The following is a 21,277-nucleotide window of genomic DNA, read 5'->3' on the forward strand; positions in this document are numbered from 1 at the left end:
CGCTACTTGCACGGGGGGTTCGCAAGTCCGGGGCACGCCATCGCGCGTCGCCGACCGCGGCACTGGGGGGTGCCGCGTCTCCTCCGTGCACCCACTCGTATGCATGGAGACGACGTGAACCAGCACGCTCGGCCCCGCAGGGCCACTCTTCGCCGCGTCCTCGGCGCCACGCTCATACCCGTCGTCGGCCTCGGGGTCGCGGCGACCGCCGCGCCGAGCGCCTTCGCCGCGCCGGCCGGGATCAACGCCGCCGCGCCGGTGGCCCTCGACCCGTGGGCGGCGTCCGTTCCGCTGTCGGACGGCACGGCCCTCAACAGCATCAGGGACGTCAAGACGGCCAAGAACGGGGCGGTCGTCGCCCTCTGGCACCGGACGGCCGCGGATCACAGCAAGCCCGAGCTCGTCGTCTCGGTACGTCCGGCGGCGAGCTCCGCCTGGGGCGAGGCGCACGTCCTGCGCACGCTGCCCACCCAGCGCTCCGACGCCGGCCTCACCGTCTCCGACGACGGATCGGTCACGGCGTCCTGGATGGAGTACCCCAACGACGGCGGACCGGGGAACGAGAAGCCCGGCGGGGTGTTCCGGATGGCCACCCTCGCGGCCGGCGCCACCACGTGGTCGGAGACGTCGGACATCATGACCGACCCGGGCTGGGTGCACAGCGGGCAGCTGGCCGGCTCGCCCTCGGGCGAACTCGTCGCCGTCTGGCAGGGCTTCTCGGCGGGAGGGGCCGGGGTGTACTCCTCGGTCCGCGCCACGCCGGACGCGGCCTGGTCCGAGCCGGTCCGCCTCGACGAGCCCCTCGCGGACGGGGGGCTCAACGGCCCGCCGCAGCTCGTCTACTCGGCGCAGGGCACGGCCACCGTCGCCTTCGTCCAGGGCAACGCCAGGACCGGCGAGGTCAAGGTCACCGACCGGGCGGCGAACGGCACGTGGTCGAAGCCGGTCACCGTCTCCAAGCCCGGCACCTACCCCACCGGCCCTACCCTGGCCATCGGGCGCGGCGGCCACGCGGCGGTGGCCTGGCGCACGACGGAGGACCCGTCGTCCGAGTCGAGCACGCAGGTGCTCGCCGTTCGTCCGGCCGGCAGCCTCACCTGGGGTGCGGAGGAGCCCGCCAACGGCTTCCGGACCGGTGGCTGGCGCAAGGTCGCCATCAACCCGCAGGGTGACGTCACCCTGCTCGGCGTCGCCTACGACGAGGGCACCGGGTTCACCGCACGGACGACCACGCGGTCCGCCTCCGGAACCTGGTCCGCGCTGAAGACGATCTCCACCGGCTACGTCCCCGACGACCAGTTCGACCTGACGGCAGGCCCCGACGGCAGCTTCCACGCCGTCTGGACGCAGGGGGACACCGCCCGCAAGCTGATGACCTCCTCGCGGATCGACGGCGTCTGGTCCGCGACCCCGACGCCGCTCTCCACCAACACCACGGGGTACGCCCTGGGCCTGGTCACCGTCGACGCGGCCGACCGGCCCGTCGCCGTGTGGGAGCAGTCCACCGGCGACTTCACCAACCAGCTGCGCACCGCGACCACCGCCCCCCGGCCGCTGCCCGCCTGGCGGGACGTCAGCGGTGACGGCAAGGGCGACCTGGTCGGGCTCACGTCCGCCGGGACGCTGACCGTGCGGACCGGCACGGGCACCGGCGGTCTCGGCACCGGGACCTCGGCGGCGGGCTGGCCGGCCACGTCGACGGTCGTCCCCTTCGGGGACCTCTCCGGCGACCACTGCAACGACCTCCTCGTGAAGGACGCCGCGGGCATGCTGACCCGGTACGACGGCGGCTGCGGCAAGGCGTTCGCGCCGGGCGGGCCGAAGCGGACGCTCGGCGGCGGCTGGCAGATCTACGACAGCCTGACCGCGCCCGGCGACCTCACGGGCGACGGCCGGACGGACCTCCTCGCCCGCACCCCGGCGGGTGAGCTGTGGCTGTACGCCGACAACGGCGCGGGCGCGTTCAAGCCGCGCGTGAGGATCGGCGCCGGCTGGCAGGCGTACAACACGCTCGTCGGCGTCGGCGACCTGAACGGCGACAAGAACGGCGACCTGCTGGCCCGGGACACGGCCGGCGTGCTGTGGCGCTACTACGGCACCGGTACGGGCGCGCTGGGCGCCCGGGTGAAGATCGGCGCCGGCTGGCAGGCCTACAACTCGCTCGCGGCCGTCGGCGACTTCACCGGCGACGGCAAGGCCGACCTGGTGGCCCGGGACACGGCGGGCGTGCTGTGGCGCTACGCGGGCACCGGTACGGGCGCCTTCGCCGGCCGCGTGCAGATCGGCGGCGGCTGGCAGATGTACAAGACGCTGTCCTGACGTCCGGCCCTTCCGATCCCTCCGGCCCCTCCGCGGGCCCGGCCACGACGGCCGGGCCCGCGGCGCGGCCGGTGTCGGATACCCGATCGGTTCCGGGGCCCTCTCGGGCTATGCTGCACAGGTGTGTTTGTCCACGGGCCGTTAGCTCAATTGGCAGAGCAGTGGACTTTTAATCCATTGGTTGTGGGTTCGAGTCCCACACGGCCTACGCGAGGCGGGCGAGGGGAAACCCTCTGACCTGCTACGGAGCGCCCCGACCGGTTTCTTACGGTCGGGGCGCTCCTGTGTGGTGGGGTCAGTGGGTTTCCGGGCGGCGGTACGTGCAGACGTTGACGCCCTGGGGGCTGGTGACCGTGGAGGCCAGTTCGAGGGTGCGGAGGGCGCCGTCGGACGGGAAGATCGACTTTCCGCCGCCGAGGAGCACCGGCATGACCATCAGGCGGAGTTCGTCGGCGAGGTCCTCGGCCAGGAGGGTGCGGGCGAGGCTGGGGCTGCCCATGACGAGGAGGTCTCCGCCGGGGGTGTCGTGGAGTTCGCGGAGGCGGGACAGGGCCTTGTCGGCGGGGATGAGCGTGGTGTTCCAGCCGAGGCCGGCCTCGGCGAGGGTGCCGGAGACGACGTACTTCGGGAGCGCGTTCATCCGGTCGGCGAAGGGGTCGCCGGCCCGCTCCGGCCAGGCCGCGGCCATGGTCTGCCAGGTGCGGCGGCCGAAGAGCAGGGCCTCGGCCCGCTCGGTCGCCTCGGCGAACGCGCCGCCCACGACCTCCGGGTCGAAGAAGGGGTGCGTCCAGCCGCCGTGGGCGAAACCGCCGTCGGTGTCCTCCTCGGGACCGCCCGGGGCCTGGACGACGCCGTCGAGGCTGATGAACTCGCTGATCACGATGCGCATGGGGTCGGTCCTGTTCGTCCGTGGCTTCTTGTGGTGCCGTACGGGAATCTAGACGGGCCCGGTGCCGGGAAGTCATCGGTACACGGAGGACTTTCCTGAGAACTTTCCGGCGGGTTTTCCGGTCCTCCTCCTCGGAACTCCGTTCGTCCGAACGGCTCCGTACGGGGGCGGCGCCGGGCAACGTGGGGAAACGTGGACGCGGAGTGTGGAGGTGGGGTCGGTGGCGGCGAGACGTTCCGGTGATCCGGCGGGGGAGGCCCAGGAGCTGGCCCGTTGGGCGCTGTTCGCGACGGGCGGCGCGGTGGTGGCCCTGCTCACCGCGCTCGGCAGCGGGATGCTGATCCTGCTGAGCGGGATCGTGGGGTTCGCCGCGACGGCCGCGGGCGTCTGGTGGTTCCTCGCGCACCGCGGGCCGGTCCGGGTGTTCGGGGCGCTGCTCGCGGTGGCCGCGCCCCTCGTCACGCTCGGCCTGTACGTCGCCGGGGGCGTCTGGGTGAACGCCCTCGTGGCCCTGGGCCTGTGGGGCGTGGCGCTGTCCTGCGCGCGGGCGGCGCTGCGCCGTCCGGAGGACGAGCGGGAGGCGCTGATGCGGGGCGAGTCCGTTCCCCCGCCCCGCCGGCCCGTGCTGATCATGAACCCGAAGTCCGGCGGCGGGAAGGTCGAGCGGTTCGGGCTCGTCGCGCGGGCGGAGGCGCTCGGGGCCCAGGTGATCCTGCTCGACCCGGCCGCGCCCGCCGATGTCGCCGGGCTCGCCCGGAAGGCCGTCGCGGAGGGCGCCGATCTTCTCGGCGTGGCGGGCGGCGACGGCACGCAGGCCCTCGTGGCCGAGGTCGCCGCCGAGCACGACCTGCCGTTCCTGGTCGTCTCGGCCGGCACCCGCAACCACTTCGCCATGGACCTTGGCCTCGACCGCACCGATCCGTCCCGCTGCCTCGACGCGCTGCGCGACGGCGAGGAGCTCCGGATCGACCTCGGTGACGTCGCCGGCCGGCCCTTCGTCAACACCGTCTCCTTCGGGGTGTACGCGGACGTGGTCCAGCGCCCCGAGTACCGCGACGACAAGGCGGGCACCGCGCTCGACGTGCTGCCCGATCTGCTCCAGGGCGGTGAGGGCGACCGTCTCGACGCGACCGCCGACTCCACTCCGCTGGCCGGTCAGCAGGCGCTCCTCGTCAGCAACAACCCGTATGCGACTCCCGATCCGTTCGCCGCGGTCGCCGCCCGCAGGCCCCGTCTCGACGGCGGCGCGCTCGGGGTGATCGGCATCCGCGTGGACGGCGCCGCGCAGGCCGCCGAGCTGGCCGTCCTGGGCACCCAGGCGACCGGCCTGAACGTCCTGACGGCCCGTAGGGTGGAGGTCCAGGGCATCCAGGGTCCAGGGGCCCGCGCGGTCATCTCCGTCGCCGTGGACGGCGAGGCCCTGACGCTGCCGACGCCCGTCGTCTGCACCCTGCGCCCGCGCGCCCTGCGGGTCCTCGTGCCCCGCGACCGGCCGGGGTCGCCGGTGCCTCCGCCGCCGCTGGACTGGCGGCGGCTCACCCGGCTGGCCTTTCCCGAGCAGCCCGCCCCGGGAAGGAACCCGTGGGACACCCGTACCTCTTGAACCCCAGTACCCCTGACTAGGAGCGGCGCATGACCGACGACACGAGGACCGGGACCGTCCGGGCGGTCCTGCACGACATGCGGGCCGTGGACGGTGCCGTGTACGCGGCCGTGGCCGCGACCCCGACGCCGACGCTCGACACGGCGTTCCGCCGGCTCTCCGCGGCGGCCGACCACTCCAAGATCTCGTTCACGATCGCGGCGGCGCTCGCGCTCGTGCCGGGCCGGCCGCGGCGGGCCGCGCTCGCCGGGGCCGGGGCGATCGCGGTGGCCTCGGCCTCGGCGAACCTGCTCGGCAAGCGGCTCGTGCACCGGGCGAGGCCGGACCGGGAGGCGGCCCGGGTGGTGGTGGGCCGTCATGTGCCCATGCCGGCCTCGGCGTCGTTCCCCTCCGGGCACACCGCGTCGGCGGTCGCGTTCGCCACCGCCGTGGGCTCGGTGCTGCCGCCCGCCGCGCTGCCCCTCGCCGTCCTGGCCTGGACCGTGGGCTACTCCCGGGTCCACACCGGGGTCCACTACCCGGGTGACGTCGCCGCGGGTGCCCTCCTCGGCGTCGCGAGCGCGGGCGTCTCCCTGGCGGTGACCGGGAGCTGGTGGGCCGCCAGGGGGAAGTGACCCGGGGTCAGTCGGCGACGGCGAGGGGCGGGAGCCGCCAACTGCCGTCGAGGACCGAGGGATCGGGGCCGTACAGCCGCACGACGAGGCTGAACGGGCCGTCGGGGGCGGGCAGCCAGTTCGCCGCCTCCTTCGGATCGGCCGGGCGGTCCTTCCGTACGTGGAGGGTGAGTCCGCCGTCGTCGTCGTACACGAGCCCCGGGGTGCGGTCGCCGATCGCGTACCGGTCGATCGCGTTGGCGACGAGCAGCCGGTCCGGCAGGCCGTAGAGCGTGACCGACCAGAAGAAGCGGGCCGGGGGCAGCTGCCCGGGCGGGAAGTGGGCGACGTGGTCGTGGTCGTGCCCGTTCGGCGGGTGTTCGCCGCGGTCGTCCGCCGACCAGCCGCCGTACCAGGCTTCGGCGGTGGGGAGGCCGTAGAGCCCGATGTCGGCGGCGACCGCGCGGCCGATGTAGTCGTCGCCGAGCTCCGCGCGGGTGCCGAAGAGGTCCGTGGAGACGGTGGCGGCCGCCACGGCCTTCTCCAGGCGGGCCCGGCCGTCCGCGATGCCCTGTTCGACGGCGGCCCGGAGCTCGGGGGAGAGCGCGGCCGGTTCGAACGCGCCCGTGCCGGACACGCCGAGGGCCGCGAGCCGGTCGCGCACCCCGCGCTCCTCGTCCAGGACGGGGAAGAACTGGAGCAGGAAGTCGAGGAGCGTGAAGAACTCGACCGTCCCGAGGTCCTCCTCGCGCCAGACCGGCCACACCGGCTCGTCGACGGGGTGCGGGGCGGCCGTGTCCGTGTACGTGGAGAGGGGGCGGAGCGCGTACCGCTCCTGGATCGCGCGCAGGGCGGGTACGTCCTCGGGGCCGGCGAGGTAGGTGCGGCCGAGGATTCCGACGAGGAAGGTGTCGGCGCGCAGGACGCTCGCGATGCCCTCGGGAGCGGTGCCGTTCCAGCCGGGGCCGACGACCAGGTGGTCACCGGCGGCCGGTCCCGTGGCACGGGCGCCGATGTATCCGACGTACGCGGTGTCCAGGTCGTGCAGCGGCAGTACGTAGTAGCGGTCGAGCGCCGGGACGGAGATCACGTACGGTTCGGCCCGCAGGTCGAGCCAGGCCACGGAGTACGGGGTGTCGTTGTTCGGGGTCGCGACGTCCGTGTCGGCCGGGGTGAACGGCTCCGAGTAGTGCCGGAAACGGCCGAAGCCGCCCACGTACCGGGGGTCGTGGGCGTCGATCGCCTGCGCGTACATCGTGCGGTAGTTGTCCAGGACCGGACAGCCCCAGATCCAGGCGTCGGCCGCCGTCCGGCGGGCCTCCTCGGGCGTCAGCTGCACGGTGGACACCTTTACGGGCAAGAGGGAACCAACCCGTACAAACTCGCACGGACGGTTCCCTCCCGCATGTGGGCCGGGTCATTACTCCGCCCGGGCCAGGTCCTCCTCCGTGAGGCCGAGGGTGGCCATCCGCTCCGGGTCCGCCAGGATGTGCAGCTCGACGATCCGGTCCTCGACGATCGTGAACGTCATGATCGATCCCGGGCGTCCCTTGACGACCGACACCACCGCGGGCTGGCCGTTGGCCACGACCCGGAGCGTGTCCGTACGGAACTTGGCGTACGTGAGCGCCTGCGCGATGACCGCCTCGGCGCCCCGCACCATCTTGGAGACCGCCGCGAGGGTCCGGCCGCCGTCCGCGCGCAGCACCACGTCCGGGTCGAGGACGGCGAGCAGCCCCTCGAAGTCGCCGCCGTTCGCCGCGGCGAGGAAGGCGTCGGCGATCTCCCGCTGCCGGCGCGCGTCCGGACCGGGGGCCGGGGTGGCGTCCTGCACGCGGCGGCGGGCGCGGCTGGCGAGCTGGCGGGTGGCGGCCGGGGTGCGGTCCACGATCTTCGCGATGTCGTCGAAGGAGACGGCGAACATGTCGTGCAGCACGAACGCGAGCCGCTCCGCGGGACCCAGGGTGTCCAGGACGACGAGGAGCGCGAGCCCGACGGACTCGGTGAGCTCGGCCGCGTGCTCCGGGTCGGTGGTGTCGGCGACCCGGACCACCGGATCGGGGACGTAGTACTCCAGCGGGTCCTCGCGGCGCGAGGAGCGCGAGCGCAGCATGTCCAGGCAGACACGGCCGACGACCGTGGTCAGCCAGCCGCTGAGGTTCTCCACGCCGCTGACGTCGCTGCGGCTGAGCTTGAACCAGGCCTCCTGGACGGCGTCCTCGGCCTCGCTGAGCGAGCCCAGCATCCGGTAGGCCACCGCCCGCAGATGGCCGCGGTCGGCGTCGAAGCGCCGGGCCAGGAATTCCTTGTCGAGTCTCTGGTCCTGGGTCTCGTGGTCCACTCGTCGATCTCCCCGTTCGCGTCCCGTCATGCCGTCATGACGGATCAAACTCCGTGGATGTGACAGCGGAGACGAGCCGTGGGGTCCCGGTACGTGAGATCCCCGCCGTCTCGTGGCGAACGCCCGGGATTCCCCGGCCGAAGCCCCCGACCACCGTGAATCCCCACTTCAACACGGTGATCTTCGTCCGTAGATTGATCACCATGACGACGACAACGACGCAGGTCAACCCCGTACTCCGTACCCCGCCGGCCTCCCCCGCCGCGGCGGCCGCCTACTTCTCGGCCAGCCTCGCCTTCCACGCCGACGTCTCCGACGTGGCCTCCGCGCTCGCGACCGCCGCCGCCGAGGGCACCGACCCGGGCTTCGTCGTGATCGACTCGCGCTCCACCGCCTCCTGGGACCAGGGCCACGTCCCCGGCGCGATCCACCTGCCGACCGCCCTCATCCCCGAGCAGGCCGAGCAGCTGCTGGACAGGTCCGTCCCCGTCGTCACGTACTGCTGGGGCCCCGGCTGCAACGGCGCCACCCGCGCCGCGCTCGCCCTCGCCGAGCTGGGCTTCCAGGTGAAGGAGATGCTCGGCGGCTTCGAGTACTGGGTGCGCGAGGGCTTCGCGTACGAGACGTGGGAGGGGCCCGCGGAGAAGGCCGCCGACCCGCTGACGGCGCCGGTCGAATCCGACGACTGCGGTTGCTGACCTCAACCGATTTCGTGATCGCCCCGGTCATGCCGTAGAGTCAGGTTCACCGACGCGGGGTGGAGCAGCTCGGTAGCTCGCTGGGCTCATAACCCAGAGGTCGCAGGTTCAAATCCTGTCCCCGCTACTCAGTAGCGACGAAGGCCCGGATCCAGTCACTGGATCCGGGCCTTCGTCGTTTCCCGGTTCTCTCCGCTTGACCTTGACGCAACGTCAAGATTTAGCGTTCTCGGCATGGAGTGGTCGATCCAGGAGATCGCCAAGAAGGCCGGCACCACCAGCCGCACCCTCCGCCACTACGGCGAGCGCGGACTGCTGGAACCGAGCCGGATCGGCGCCAACGGTTACCGGTACTACGACCAGGCGGCGCTCGTGCGGCTGCAGCGGATCCTGCTGCTGCGCGAGCTGGGGCTCTCGCTGCCCGCCATCGCCGAGGTCCTCGCCGGGCAGCGGGACACGTCCGCCGCCCTGCGCACCCATCTCGCCCTCCTGGAGCAGGAGCGAGAGCGCATCGGACGCCGGATCGCGTCGGTGCGGACCACCCTCCACAAGACCGAGAGAGGAGAAGAGCTCATGGCCGAGGAAGTGTTCGACGGTTTCGACCACACGCGGTACGAGGAGGAGGTCACCGAACGCTGGGGCCGCGACGCGTACGAGAAGGGCGACCGCTGGTGGCGCTCGCTCAGCGACGCGCAGAAGAAGGCGTTCAAGGACGAGCAGGCCGGCATCGCCCGCGACTTCGGGCGGGCCGCCCGGGACGGCCTGGCCGCCGACAGCGAGGAGGTGCAGGCGATCACGCGGCGCCAGGTCGCCTGGCTGTCGACGACCGCGACGCCGAGCAAGGAGTACCTGATCGGTCTCGGGCAGATGTACGTCGACGACCCGCGCTTCACCGTGAACTACGACCGGCACGGAGAGGGCACCGCGATCCTCGTCCGCGACGCGATGAAGGTCTACGCCGAGCGGAACCTCTGAGGGACCTGTCTGATGTAAACGGTGGCCAAAACCGGGCCCGCCTCTTTGCAGGGGCGCCGCACCCCACCGTAGCCTCACGCGCACCATGAGTGACCAGCGTGTGAGCGATGTGAGCCGGCGGGCGCCCGCCGTGCTCGTCCTGCTCGCGCTCCTCGCCCTCCTGGTGAGCGTCTGCCACGGCTCCCACGGGCACGTCCTGCCGAACTCCGGCACCGCGACCCTCTCCGCCCCCGCGCTCCCGCACGGCTGCGAGCGGCCCGGGGACGCCTGGACCTTCGACGCCCACCTCCCCGCCCAGGCCGCCGCCTCCCAGCCCGCCGCGCCCGACGCCGGCGGAGCCGTGGTCCTTCCGTACGCGGCGGACCTCCGCACCGATCCCCGCGCGCGCTGCGTCCGGGACCGGGCGGGCCCGGGCCCCGAGCCGGGCCGGCTGCTCATCGCCCTCGGGGTGGACCGGAACTGAGCCGGGTCCCGCATCCGCGTGACCAGGCTCCCTTTCGCGTACCCACCCCAAGGACGTACTCCCATGACCGCACCACTGACGCTTCCCGTCGAAGGGCAGACCGTCGGCAACACCCCCGTCCTGTGGACGGACGACGGCTACTGGGCCAAGCTCGAAGGCTTCAACTTCGGCGGCATCAAGGACCGCGCCGCCCTCTACATGGTCGAGCAGGCCCGCCGTCGCGGGGAGCTGCGGCCCGGCGCCCCGATCGTCGAGTCCACCTCCGGCACCCTCGGTCTCGGCCTCGCCCTCGCGGGCGTGCTCCACGGCCACCCCGTGCACGTCGTCACCGACCCCGGTCTCGAACCGATCGTCGAGCGGATGCTCGCCGCCCACGGCGCCCGGGTCCACGTCGTGCCCGAGCCCAGCCCGCGGGGCGGCTGGCAGCAGGCCCGGATGGACAGGGTCGCCGAGCTGCTCCTGAGCCTCGACGGGGCCTGGTGGCCGAACCAGTACGGGAACCCCGACAACCCCGCCGCGTACGCCGGTCTCGCCGCCGAACTGTCCGCGCAGCTCGACCGGATCGACGTCCTCGTCTGCGCGGTCGGCACCGGCGGCCACTCCGCCGGGATCTCCCGGGCCCTGCGCGCCACCAGCAGCCCGGCCCTGGAGCTGGTCGGCGTGGACTCCGTGAACTCCACCGTCTTCGGCCTGCCCGCCGGGGAGCGCCTCATGCGCGGCCTCGGCTCCTCCATCCACCCGGGGAACGTGGACCACGGGGCCTTCGACGAGGTGCACTGGGTGGGCCCCGCGGAGGCGGTCCGGGCGGCCCGCCGACTGGCCTCGCGGCACTTCGCGACCGGCGGCTGGAGCGTCGGCGCGGTCGCGCTCGTCGCCGGCTGGCTGGCCCGGACGCGGCCGCGCGGGACCCGGATCGCGGCCGTCTTCCCGGACGGGCCGCAGCGGTACTTCGACACCGTCTTCAACGACGAGTTCTGCGCGGCGCACGGGCTGCTCGACGGACCCGTACGGGAGGACCCGGTGGCCTACGTCTCCGACGAGACGGTCAGCGGGTGGACCCGACGGGTCCTGGAGCGCGCCAAGTGACGACGGCCACGGCCCCCGCCAAGGGGGGCATCTGGAAGCAGAGCCGCACCTTCGATCCGGCCGTCCGGCTGCTCTTCCTCAACCAGCTCACCATCAACCTCGGCTTCTACATGCTCATGCCCTACCTGGCCGCGCACCTCGCGGACGGGCTCGGCATGGCCGCCTGGGCCGTCGGGCTCGTCCTCGGCGCCCGGAACCTCTCCCAGCAGGGCATGTTCCTGGTCGGCGGGGCGCTCGCCGACCGGCTCGGCTTCAAGCCGCTCATCGTGGCCGGCTGCGCGCTGCGGACGGTCGGCTTCGGGGCGCTCGCCTTCGCGCAGTCGTTGCCGATGCTGATCGCCGCCTCGCTCGCGACCGGCCTCGCGGGAGCGCTCTTCAACCCCGCCGTGCGGGCCTGTCTCGCGGCGGAGGCGGGGGAGGAGCGCCGCGTGGAGGCCTTCGCGCTGTTCAACACGTACTACCAGGCGGGCATTCTGCTCGGGCCGCTCGTCGGGGTGGCCCTGACGGGGGTGTCGTTCCGGCTGACGTGCGTGGTCGCGGCCGTGCTGTTCGCCGGCCTGACCCTGGTACAGCTCCGGCATCTGCCCGTACGGGTCTCCTCGGGTGCCGGTGGGAAGGGGGAGCGGGGGCAGTTCCGTACCGTGCTCGCGCACCGGACCTTCTGGCTCTTCTCGCTCGCCATGACCGGCTCGTACGTGCTGTCCTTCCAGGTCTATCTGGCGCTGCCGCTCGCGGCGGGCGGTACGGCCGCGACGACCGCGCTGTTCGCGGTGTCGGCGCTCGTCGCGCTCGCCGGGCAGCTGCGGATCACGGCCTGGTGCCGGCGCCGCCTCAGCCGGGAGCGGTGCCTCGTCCTCGGGCTCGCCCTGATGGGCGGGGCGTTCCTGGTCCCGGCCGTCCTGGGGCGCGGCCTGGTGGGGCTGCTGTTGTGCGCGGCGGTCCTGGCCGTCGCGAACGCGGTGCTCTACCCGTACGAGATGGACACCGTCGTCGCCCTGTCCCGGGGGCGCTGGGTGGCCACCCACTACGGGCTCTACAACACCGTGTGCGGGGTCGGGATCACCCTCGGGAACCTGGGGACGGGCGCGCTCCTCGACGTCACCGGCTGGTCGGCGGTGCCGTGGCTGGTGCTGTGCGCGGTCGGCCTGGTGTGCGCGGCGGCGATGGCGCTGCTCGCACGCGGCGGGCGGCTGGCGGAGGCGGCGGGCCCGGTCCCGGTCCAGGGGGCTCCCGGCTGAGCCCGTACGGGGGCGGGTCTGCCGGCCGGCCCCCGTACGCCACTCGGCCCCACGGGAGTCGCCGCCCCGTCCGGCGGCGGCCACCCTGGGAGGGCGCGGTGCGGACCGCGGCCGGTCGGACCGGGCAGGAGAGCACAGGTGGGGCACCCCCTAGGAACGGCGGGCGGAGGGCGGCGGAGCGGCGACGGCCGCCCCGCGTACGGAGGCGCCCGGCGGTTCATCCGGGCGCTGCCCCCGCTGGTCATCGTGGGCGGTGTCGTCTTCGACGTGGCGACACCGCCCGCGTACACGGCGGCGCCGCTCTTCTCCGCCGCCCCGCTGATCGCCGCGCCCTTCTTCTCCATGCTGACCACGCTGCTCACGGGGATCGCCGCCGTCCTCGCCTCCGTCGGGCTGCACCTCTACAACGGCACCGCCGACGAGATCCCCGCCCTCACCGAGACCCTGACCGTCGTCACCGTCTCCGCGCTCGCGCTCCTCATCAACCGGGTCGTGCGCCGCAGCGGCGAGCGGCTCGCCTCGGCGCGGGTCATCGCGGAGACCGCGCAGAAGGCGGTGCTGCCGATGCCCGCCGAGCGGATCGGCGGGCTGCAGTGCGCGGCGCGGTACGAGGCGGCGCAGGCGGACGCGTTCATCGGCGGCGACCTGTTCGCCGTCCAGGACACCCCGCACGGGGTGCGGCTCGTGGTCGGGGACGTCCGGGGCAAGGGGCTGGACGCCGTCGAGGCCGTCGCCGTCGTCATCGGCGCCTTCCGGGAGGCGGCCGAGCAGGAGCGGAACCTGGAGGGCGTGGCGCAGCGCCTCGAACGGGCCCTCGCCCGGGAGGGCACCCGCCGGGACGACCTCGACTCCTTCGAGGGGTTCACCACGGCCGTCCTGGCCGAGATCCCGCGCGGCGACGGGGGCGGGACCTTCGACGGCTTCGTACGGGTCGTCAACCGCGGGCACCCGCCGCCGCTGATGCTGTACGGGGACGGGCGCGTGGACCCGCTGGAACCGGGCGAGGCGGCGCTGCCGCTCGGGATGGGGGAGCTGGCCGCGTGGCCGGACCGGGCCGAGGCGCGGCCGTTCCCGGCGGGCGCGACGCTGCTCTTCTACACGGACGGCCTCTCGGAGGCGCGGAACGCGCGGGGCGTCTTCTACGATCCGGCGGCCCGGCTCGCCGGACGGATCTTCCCCGGGCCCGAGGAGCTGCTCGACGCGCTCGTGGACGACGTACGGCTCCACACGGGCGGCGGGTCGACCGACGACATGGCGCTGCTCGCGGTGAGCCGGCCGGCGACGGGGCAGCCGGAGCGGCGCCGGACGATGCCGGTGGTGCCGCCGGGCGGGGGCGGTCACCAGGCGTAGTCGAAGGGTGCCACTGCGATAACAATTGACATAACGTCAGATCGCGGGGGTTTGGCGACCCCGTCCTGAACGGGGGTCAAGTCGGACCATTACCTCCCAATTCAATGAATGATCAAGAAGGACGGCTTGGAATCGGGACCCCCTGTCTATTAACGTTCGATAACGCAGCGCGGTCGTCCCAGCCGTCGCAAGAGGCGGCACCGTGCGCACGCGCCGAATCCTGAAAAGGAACCGGGGAACCACCACTTGGGGTGAATCGGGCCCCTTCGCACCCGTGCGAGCGAGCCCGTAGGAGACCTTCCTGCTCCGAACCCGTCAGCTAACCCGGTAGGCGAGACGGAAGGAAAGGAGCGCGCCCCCGTGGCGTCCAACACCCCCGCACCCGAAGCCCCCTTCGATGCCTTCGGTGGCGGTGCGGGTCCCGCCGCCCCGGACACCGAGTGGAACCCCACCGAGGGCTCCCTCCGCGCCGAGAGCCGCTCCGGCGGCCGGCACCGGGTCGTCAAGCAGCGCTCCAACTTCGCCCGCTCCTCCACCGTCCTCGGCGTCGGCGTGATCGCCGCCGTCGGCGCGGGCGGCCTCGCCACCGCGCAGGAGAAGCCCCCGGTGGCCATATCGCTGCCGGACCTCCCCGACCTGAACCTGCCCGACGCCCACGACCTCCCCGGCGTCGGCGACCTCCTCCCCGAGGAGCACAGCGAGCCCGTCAGTGAGGCCCGCGCCAACCCGAACCCGCTCACCTCCGCCACGTACACCACCGCGGCCGACGAGCGCACCGAGCAGGCCGCCTCCGCCCCCGCCGCGGGCGAGGCCCTGCGCGCCCGCATCCTCCAGCAGGCCGAGCAGCAGCAGGCCTCCGCCGACGCCGCCGAGCTCGCCGCGGCGGAGAAGGCGGCGGCCGAGAAGGCCGCCGCGGAGGCCGCGGCCAAGGAGGCGGCCGCGGAGAAGGCCGCCGCCGACGCGAAGGCGAAGGCCGAGGCGGAAGCCAAGGCCAAGGCGGAGGCGGAGGCCAGGGCGAAGGCCGAGGCGGCCGCCGAGGCCGAGCGCCTCGCCCAGCTCGCCGCCAGCTACTCGCTGCCGGTCTCCTCGTACACCCTCACCGCCACCTACATGCAGTCCGGCTCGATGTGGTCCTCCGGCTACCACACCGGCCTCGACTTCGCCGCCCCCACGGGCACCCCGCTCAAGGCGGTCCACGGCGCGACCGTCAAGTCCGCGGGCTGGTCCGGCTCCTACGGCTACCGGATCGTCCTGGAGCTGGAGGACGGCACCGAGGTCTGGTACTGCCACCTCTCGTCCATGCTGGTCAGCGCCGGCCAGACCGTGTCCACCGGCGAGACCATCGGCCGCGTCGGCGCCACCGGCAACGTCACCGGCGCCCACCTCCACATGGAGGTCCACACCGCCGGCGGCGACGGCATCGACCCGGCGGCCTGGCTCCGCTCCAAGGGCCTCAGCCTCTGAACGGACCCGGAATAGGCCCGGCGGCCGGAGCGGTTGATCGACGCATGACCTCCCTCCGCCCGCTGGGCAGCTCCGACCTGCACGTCTTCCCCGTCGCCCTGGGCGGCAACGTCTTCGGCTGGACCGCCGACGAGGCCGAGTCCTTCGCCGTCCTCGACGCCTACGCCGCCGCCGGCGGCAACCTCGTCGACTCCGCCGACGTCTACTCCGCGTGGGCCGAGGGCAACGAGGGCGGCGAGTCCGAGACCGTCATCGGCCGCTGGCTCGCCTCCCGGGGCAACCGCTCCGACATCGTCGTCGCCACCAAGGTCGGCGCCCACCCCCACTTCAAGGGCCTCTCCGCCACCACCATCAAGGCGGGTGCGGAGGAGTCCCTGCGCCGCCTCGGCACCGACCACATCGACCTCTACTACACGCACTTCGACGACGAGTCCGTCCCGGTCGAGGAGATCGTCACCGCCCTCGACCAGCTGGTGAAGGACGGCAAGGTGCGGGCCGTCGCCGCCTCCAACATCTCCCCGGAGCGGCTGCGCGCCTCCCTCGACTTCGCCGAGGCCGAAGGCCTCACCCGGTACGTCGCCCTCCAGCCGCACTACAACCTGGTCTCCCGCGACACCTACGAGGGTCCCCTCCTGGAGACCGTCGAGCAGGCCGGGCTCTCGGCCGTCCCGTACTACGGGCTCGCGGCCGGCTTCCTCACCGGCAAGTACCGTCCCGGTGCCGCCGTCGACAGCGCCCGCGCCGCCGGGGCCGGCCGCCACCTGGACACGGAGCGCGGACGGGCCGTGCTCTCCGCCCTCGACACGGTCGCCGAGGCGCACGAGGCGGAGCTCGCCACCGTCGCCCTCGCCTGGCTCGCCGCCCGGCCCACCGTCGCCGCGCCGATCGCCTCGGCCCGCACGGTCGAACAGCTCCCGGCGCTGGTGGCGGCCGCCGACCTGAAGCTGACGGAGGCCGAGCTGACGCTCCTGACCGAGGCCTCCGAGGTCTGACCGGCTAACTGCGGTACGGGTTGTAGCCGTCGTAGTCCAGGTACTGCGGCGGCGCCCAGGCCCGGCCCGTCGCCCGCGCCGCGTACGTGAGGGCCGGGGAGGCGACCGCGCGGCGCTGCCACAGATGGTGCAGCAGCTCCTGCTCCCGGGCCGGGAAATCGGGTCCCGCCGTGCCGCGCCGGGCCCGGTCCCGCAGGAACGCCAGGGTCGTCGCGAAGGACTCGTACTCGCCGACCGCCCGCGCGGCGGGCTGGCCGTACGTCCGCGCGGCGAACGAGCGGGCCAGCTGCCGGGCGCGCATCGAGGACAGCGCGAGCGGCTCGGTGGGGGCGAGCCAGCCGGCCGCCGCGTACGCCGGGAGCTCCCCGGATATCGTGCGCAGCTCCCGCTGCCGGCTCCACACCGCCAGCCAGGTCAGCAGGCCGAAGGCCGGGACCATGAGCGCCCCGTACACCGCGTAGAAGGCCAGCGGGCCGCCGAAGGTGGCCGAGCCGTTCCAGGCGGCGTGCAGGCCCATGGCGAGCAGCAGCCCGGCGAGCGGCAACAGCACCCGGCGCAGCCGCTTCCCGCGCGGGGCGAGGGCGGCGAAGCCGAAGCCGATGCCGGTGAGCACGGTGAAGAGGGGGTGCGCGAACGGCGACATCACGACCCGTACGAAGAAGGTCGCGGCGGTCACCGAACCCAGGCCGGAGGAGCCGAACTCCTGGTCCTCGCCGAAGGCGTTGCCGAGATAGAGGATGTTCTCGGTGAAGGCGAAGCCGGTCGCGGTGAACCCGGCGACGACGACGCCGTCGACGAGGCCGCCGAAGTCCTTCCTGCGGAAGAGGAAGAGCAGCAGGATCGCGGCGGCCTTCGCGCTCTCCTCCACCACCGGGGCGATGACGGTGGCCCCGAGGGTGTCGGCGGAGTCGGGATCGGCCGTCGCGGTGGCGATCCAGCGGACCGCGAAGGAGTTCGCCAGGATCGCGACGAGGGCGGCGGCGAAGGCGCCCCAGGCGAACGCGAACAGCATGTTCTTCCAGGGGCCGGGCTCGACCCGGTCGAGCCAGCGGAACGCCGACATCAGCAGCGGTACGGGAAGCACGGCGAGGCCCAGGCCGACGAGGAAGCCCTGCGTGCCGGTCTGCTCGCGGACCAGCGCCAGGATGACCAGGGCGCAGAGCGCGAGCAGCGTCACGACGGCGATCGCGCGGACCAGCCGGCTGCGCCAGAAGGCGCGGCGCGGCCGGTAGCGCCACTGCGATCGGTCGGCGGCGGCGGGGAAGGCCGGCTCCTCGGTGTCCCGGTGCGGGACGGGAGCGGTGTACGGCGGGGCGCCGGCGGCGGGGTTCGACACGTGATCGACCCTAACGACCGGCACGGACAGCCGGGTCACTTCCTCCGGAACAGCAGATCGTGCACGACGTGACCCTTGTCGAGTCCCTGGCCCTCGAAGCGGGTGAGGGGCCGGAAGTCGGGGCGGGGCGCGTAGCCGCCGTCGGCCTGGGTGTTCTCGTAGTCCGGATGCGCGGAGAGCACCTCCAGCATCTGTACGGCGTACTCCTCCCAGTCCGTGGCGCAGTGGAGCACGGCTCCGGGCTTCATCCGGGGCGCGAGAAGGCTGAGGAACTCGGGCTGGATGAGGCGGCGCTTGTGGTGGCGGGCCTTGGGCCAGGGGTCCGGGAAGTAGACCCGGCAGCCGTCGAGCGACGCGTCGCCGAGCATCTCGCGGAGCAGGATGATCGCGTCGCCGTTGGCGACGCGGACGTTGGTGAGGCCGTTGCGGTCGGCGAGGCCGAGGAGGTTGCCCTGGCCGGGCGTGTGCACGTCCACGGCGAGGATCCCGGTGCCGGGATCGGCGGCGGCCATCTGGGCGGTGGCCTCGCCCATGCCGAACCCGATCTCGAGGACGACGGGCAGGCCGTCGAACATCTCGTCCAGATCGAGGACCTGCTTGCCGTCGATGTCGAGCCCCCAGTCGGGCCACCGCTTCAGCATGGCCTCGGCCTGGCCGTACGTGACACGGCTGCGGCGCGGCTGGAAGCTGCGGATCCGCCGCTCGTGGTGGGCGCCGGCGGGATCGGGCATGGGCCCCTCGCCGGGGGCGAACATCCGACTGCCGCGACGTGCGACGGAGGGTGCGGGCTCGGCGACGGGCTGCGGCCCGTTCTCAATCTGCTCAGACACAATGCCCCCAATCCTACGGCGGGCCCGGGCGGTGCCCGTCCGTTGTGGGCAATCGTTCCGCAGGGCGGAACGGGTGGGCACAACGGAACGGCGCCCTTGCCGGCGCCAGAGGCTTCCGCGCCTGAACCCGCACCACGTGTGCGCCGCCGCTCGGGGTGCGGGTCCAGGCTCGGAACGCGGAGGCGCCGCTGAAGGGCGCCGTCCCGTGTGCCCACCCGTCCCGCCCCAGCGGGACGATTGCCCACACGGGGGGCGGGGGCGCCGCCCACAACGGCGTGGGCTACAGGCGGGCCAGGGCTCGGGTGGCGACCTCGCGGCCGATCGGGAGCGACGCCGTCGCCGCAGGCGAAGGCGCGTTCAGGACGTGCACCGTCCGCGCCGCCTCGCGGATCAGGAAGTCGTCGACCAGCGTCCCGTCCCGCAGCACCGCCTGCGCCCGCACCCCCGGCGCCGCCCGCCGCAGGTCGGACTCCTCGACGACCGGCAGCAGCCGCCGCACCGCCTCGGTGAAGGCCCGCTTGGAGACCGACCGGTGCAGCTCGCCGGCGCCGTACCGCCAGTGCGCGCGGGCGATCGCCCAGGACCCGGGCCACGCCAGCGTCGCGCCGAGTTCGCGCGGGCGGACGACGGACCAGCCGTAGCCCTCCTTCGCCAGCGCCGGGACCGCGTTCGGCCCGATGTGGACGCCGCCGTCGATGCCCCGGGTCAGATGCACCCCGAGGAACGGGAAGGCCGGGTCCGGGACGGGGTAGACCAGGCCCCGGACCAGCGAGGGGTCCGCGAGCTCGTAGTACTCGCCGCGGAAGGGGACTATCCGCATGCCGGGGTCGTCGCCCGCGAGCCGCGCGATCCGGTCGCAGTGCAGCCCCGCGCAGTTGACCAGGACCTTCGCCCGCACGACCCGGCCGTCCGCCGTGCGCACGGCGACGCCCCAGGACCGGCGGTCGATGACGGTGACCTCCGCGCCGTACAGGATCCGCGCCTCGGAGGCCGAGGCGAGCCGCTCCGTCACCGCCCCGTAGTCGCAGATCCCGGTCGTGCCGACGTGGATCGCGGCGAGGCCCCGCACCCGCGGCTCGTACTCGCTGATCTGCGCCGGGCCGAGCTCGCGCACCGGGATGCCGTTCTCCCGGCCGCGCTGCACGAGCGCGTGCAGCCGGGGCAGCTCCTCGCGCGTGGTGGCGACGATCAGCTTCCCCGTCACCTCGTGAGGAATGCCCCACTCCGCGCAGAATTTGACCATCTCGGCCGCGCCCTCGACCGCGAACCGCGCCTTGAGCGACCCGGGCCGGTAGTAGATCCCGCTGTGGATCACCCCGCTGTTGCGCCCGGTCTGGTGGCGCGCGAGGGCGTGCTCCTTCTCCAGGACCGTGACCCGGGTGCCGGGGGCGGCACGCGTCAGCGCGTACGCCGTCGAGAGACCGACGATCCCGCCGCCGATCACCAGCACGTCACAGTCAAACACCAGCGCCACCTCCCACCCCCGATAGTGCACTGGCCCACTGACAATGCCGCTAAACGCCCACACCGTGGGACGCGTGTCACGTCCGGGCGCCGCCGCGCTCCGGGGTGAGGTCTCACGCCGGCGCGACGAGCAGCGGCCGGGCCCGTTCCCGCAGTTCCATGACGCGGGGCTCGTCCCCGTACGGTTCGAGCCGGTGCAGCAGGTCACGTACGTACTCGGTCGTCCGCGCCGAGGAGATCCGCCCCGCCACCTCCACCGCGCGCGTGCCCGCCGCGCAGGCCGCGTCCAGGTTGCCCGACTCCAGCTCGGCCACCGCCGAGACCACGAGCCGCAGCCCGTGCGAGCGGACGAACTCCTCCGTCGGCCGGGACAGCGCCTGCTCGGTGAAGCGCCGCACCTCGCGCGGCATCCGCAGGTCCCGGTAGCACTCGGCGGCGTCGGCGCAGAACCGGTCGTACGAGTAGAAGCCGAGCCACGTCGGGTCGGCGTCGCCCTCCCGGGACCGCTCCAGCCAGCCCTCGGCGGACTTGAGCGCGGCCGCCGCGGCCACCCCGTCGCCGGCCTTGGCGTGCGCGCGGGCCTCGACGAGCCGGAAGAAGGACATGGTGCGGGCGGTGGCGAGCCCCCGGTTCCGTTCGAGGGCGGCCTGGGCGAGGTCGACGCCCTCGTCGGCGAAGCCCCGGTAGGTGGCCTGGAGGGACATGGAGGCGAGGACGTACCCGCCGAGGGGCACGTCGGCGGCGGCACGGGCGAGCCGCAGGGCCTGGATGTAGTAGCGCTGGGCGGCCTCCTGCTGCCCGGTGTCGAAGGCCATCCAGCCGGCGAGCCGGGTGAGCTCGGCCGTCGCGCCGAACAGGTTCCGGCCGACCTCGTCCGAGTACGAGCCGAGCAGCAGCGGCGCCGCGTCCACGCGTAAGCACTCGGGGACCATCGACGAGCGCCAGTCCCCGCCGCCGTACTTGGAGTCCCAGCGGCGCGCGTCCTCGGCGGCCTCGCGGAGCTTGGCGACATCGCTGTGGCCCACGCGCGCGTGCTCCGTGGCCGCCGCGGCGGCGCCGCCTCCGGGGCGCGGGGCCTCGCGCTCCACCGAGGGGTCGGCGGGGGTTATCAGCCAGCGGGACGCGGGCGTCGCGTACGCGCTGACCGCGAAGGATCCGGCGAGCGACTGCCAGATGCCGCCCCCGCCGGCCCGCCGCCCGGCGAGGTCGAGGCGGTACAGATCGGTGGCCGAGCGGACCGCCTCGCCCACGTCGCGCGGGAAGGCGAGCCCCACCTCGGGCGCCGGGTCGGCGTCCGCGAGGCCGATCTCGTGCAGCGGCACGGGCCGGCCCAGCTTCTGCCCGATCGCGGCGGCGATCAGATGCGGGGCGGCGCCCTGCGGCACCATGCCCTTGGACACCCAGCGGGCGACCGAGGTCTTGTCGTAACGAAGCGTCAGACCCCGTTGTGAGCCGAGGTCGTTGACGCGCCGGGCGAGCCCGGCGTTGCTGATTCCCGCGAGGGCGAGAACCGTGCCGAGCTTTTCGTTCGGCCCGCGTTGCTCCCTGGACATGACGCCACCCCTCGACAACCCAGACGGCCGCCACGACGCCGGGCATAGGCGTGCGGCATTCGTAAACACAGCGTAGTTCGCCG

At 73.7% G+C, this 21,277-nt stretch carries 18 protein-coding genes, 2 tRNA genes and 1 riboswitch; of the genes, 13 read left to right on the forward strand and 7 right to left on the reverse strand.

Annotated elements, in window-relative coordinates:
• Positions 1-114: 114 nt before the first annotated feature.
• Both AB5J54_RS21285 and AB5J54_RS21290 read left to right on the forward strand, forming a co-directional pair.
• Entirely contained in the window at positions 115-2,319 is a 2,205-nt protein-coding gene (locus tag AB5J54_RS21285) for an FG-GAP repeat domain-containing protein (protein WP_369145488.1), read from the forward strand.
• Between the two features lie 135 nt (positions 2,320-2,454).
• Positions 2,455-2,527 (forward strand) — tRNA-Lys (locus AB5J54_RS21290).
• Positions 2,528-2,614: 87 nt separating this feature from the next.
• Here AB5J54_RS21290 and AB5J54_RS21295 read toward each other — a convergent pair.
• Complete coding sequence (locus AB5J54_RS21295) at positions 2,615-3,208, reverse strand: dihydrofolate reductase family protein (protein ID WP_369145489.1); 594 nt, start codon at positions 3,206-3,208, stop codon at positions 2,615-2,617.
• A gap of 334 nt (positions 3,209-3,542) precedes the next feature.
• Between AB5J54_RS21295 and AB5J54_RS21300 the strand changes: the two genes are divergently transcribed.
• Both AB5J54_RS21300 and AB5J54_RS21305 read left to right on the forward strand, forming a co-directional pair.
• A complete protein-coding gene (locus AB5J54_RS21300) occupies positions 3,543-4,811 on the forward strand; it encodes a diacylglycerol kinase family protein (protein ID WP_369149415.1) in 1,269 nt (422 codons plus the stop codon).
• A gap of 29 nt (positions 4,812-4,840) precedes the next feature.
• Complete coding sequence (locus AB5J54_RS21305; RefSeq protein WP_369145492.1) at positions 4,841-5,425, forward strand: phosphatase PAP2 family protein; 585 nt, start codon at positions 4,841-4,843, stop codon at positions 5,423-5,425.
• A gap of 7 nt (positions 5,426-5,432) precedes the next feature.
• Here AB5J54_RS21305 and AB5J54_RS21310 read toward each other — a convergent pair whose 3' ends face one another.
• Positions 5,433-6,743, reverse strand: a complete 1,311-nt coding sequence (locus AB5J54_RS21310; RefSeq protein ID WP_369145493.1) for a DUF1254 domain-containing protein — start codon at positions 6,741-6,743, stop codon at positions 5,433-5,435.
• A gap of 81 nt (positions 6,744-6,824) precedes the next feature.
• Positions 6,825-7,775, reverse strand: coding sequence for an RNA polymerase sigma factor SigJ (sigJ, locus tag AB5J54_RS21315; RefSeq protein ID WP_369145494.1), 951 nt, complete (start codon positions 7,773-7,775; stop codon positions 6,825-6,827).
• Between the two features lie 173 nt (positions 7,776-7,948).
• Here sigJ and AB5J54_RS21320 point away from each other — a divergent pair, with 173 nt between their 5' ends.
• The 9 genes from AB5J54_RS21320 (at position 7,949) to AB5J54_RS21360 (ending at position 16,011) form a co-directional block, all read left to right on the forward strand.
• Positions 7,949-8,443 (forward strand): rhodanese-like domain-containing protein, encoded by a 495-nt coding sequence (locus AB5J54_RS21320; RefSeq protein WP_369145495.1) that lies wholly within the window; start codon positions 7,949-7,951, stop codon positions 8,441-8,443.
• A gap of 53 nt (positions 8,444-8,496) precedes the next feature.
• A tRNA-Met gene (locus AB5J54_RS21325) sits at positions 8,497-8,570 on the forward strand.
• A 107-nt stretch (positions 8,571-8,677) separates the two neighbouring features.
• On the forward strand, positions 8,678-9,418 hold the full coding sequence (locus AB5J54_RS21330) for a MerR family transcriptional regulator (protein ID WP_369145496.1): 741 nt from the start codon (positions 8,678-8,680) through the stop codon (positions 9,416-9,418).
• Between the two features lie 85 nt (positions 9,419-9,503).
• Entirely contained in the window at positions 9,504-9,881 is a 378-nt protein-coding gene (locus AB5J54_RS21335) for a hypothetical protein (RefSeq protein WP_369145497.1), read from the forward strand.
• Positions 9,882-9,944: 63 nt separating this feature from the next.
• Entirely contained in the window at positions 9,945-10,967 is a 1,023-nt protein-coding gene (locus AB5J54_RS21340; protein WP_369145498.1) for a PLP-dependent cysteine synthase family protein, read from the forward strand.
• Positions 10,964-12,205: an MFS transporter gene (locus tag AB5J54_RS21345; RefSeq protein ID WP_369145499.1), complete on the forward strand. Its 1,242-nt coding sequence runs from the start codon at positions 10,964-10,966 to the stop codon at positions 12,203-12,205. The genes AB5J54_RS21340 and AB5J54_RS21345 overlap by 4 nt, the downstream gene beginning before the upstream one ends.
• Before the next feature lie 138 nt (positions 12,206-12,343).
• On the forward strand, positions 12,344-13,555 hold the full coding sequence (locus AB5J54_RS21350) for a PP2C family protein-serine/threonine phosphatase (RefSeq protein WP_369145500.1): 1,212 nt from the start codon (positions 12,344-12,346) through the stop codon (positions 13,553-13,555).
• 201 nt (positions 13,556-13,756) lie between these two features.
• A riboswitch (cyclic di-AMP (ydaO/yuaA leader) is annotated at positions 13,757-13,904 on the forward strand.
• Positions 13,905-13,915: 11 nt separating this feature from the next.
• A complete protein-coding gene (locus tag AB5J54_RS21355; protein ID WP_369145501.1) occupies positions 13,916-15,019 on the forward strand; it encodes a M23 family metallopeptidase in 1,104 nt (367 codons plus the stop codon).
• 44 nt (positions 15,020-15,063) lie between these two features.
• Positions 15,064-16,011 carry an aldo/keto reductase gene (locus AB5J54_RS21360; RefSeq protein WP_369145502.1) on the forward strand — a complete coding sequence of 316 codons (948 nt, stop codon included), beginning with the start codon at positions 15,064-15,066 and terminating at the stop codon, positions 16,009-16,011.
• Between the two features lie 4 nt (positions 16,012-16,015).
• Here the strand turns inward: AB5J54_RS21360 and AB5J54_RS21365 are convergent, their stop codons facing one another.
• The 4 genes from AB5J54_RS21365 to AB5J54_RS21380 form a co-directional block, all read right to left on the reverse strand.
• On the reverse strand, positions 16,016-17,347 hold the full coding sequence (locus AB5J54_RS21365) for a PrsW family intramembrane metalloprotease (RefSeq protein WP_369145503.1): 1,332 nt from the start codon (positions 17,345-17,347) through the stop codon (positions 16,016-16,018).
• 35 nt (positions 17,348-17,382) lie between these two features.
• Entirely contained in the window at positions 17,383-18,102 is a 720-nt protein-coding gene (gene trmB / locus AB5J54_RS21370; RefSeq protein WP_369149416.1) for a tRNA (guanosine(46)-N7)-methyltransferase TrmB, read from the reverse strand.
• Positions 18,103-18,457: 355 nt separating this feature from the next.
• Positions 18,458-19,642: an L-2-hydroxyglutarate oxidase gene (gene lhgO, locus AB5J54_RS21375; protein ID WP_369145504.1), complete on the reverse strand. Its 1,185-nt coding sequence runs from the start codon at positions 19,640-19,642 to the stop codon at positions 18,458-18,460.
• 112 nt (positions 19,643-19,754) lie between these two features.
• On the reverse strand, positions 19,755-21,194 hold the full coding sequence (locus tag AB5J54_RS21380) for an MFS transporter (RefSeq protein ID WP_369145505.1): 1,440 nt from the start codon (positions 21,192-21,194) through the stop codon (positions 19,755-19,757).
• Positions 21,195-21,277 lie beyond the last annotated feature (83 nt).

This window comes from Streptomyces sp. R44, from assembly GCF_041053105.1.
Classification (GTDB): domain Bacteria; phylum Actinomycetota; class Actinomycetes; order Streptomycetales; family Streptomycetaceae; genus Streptomyces.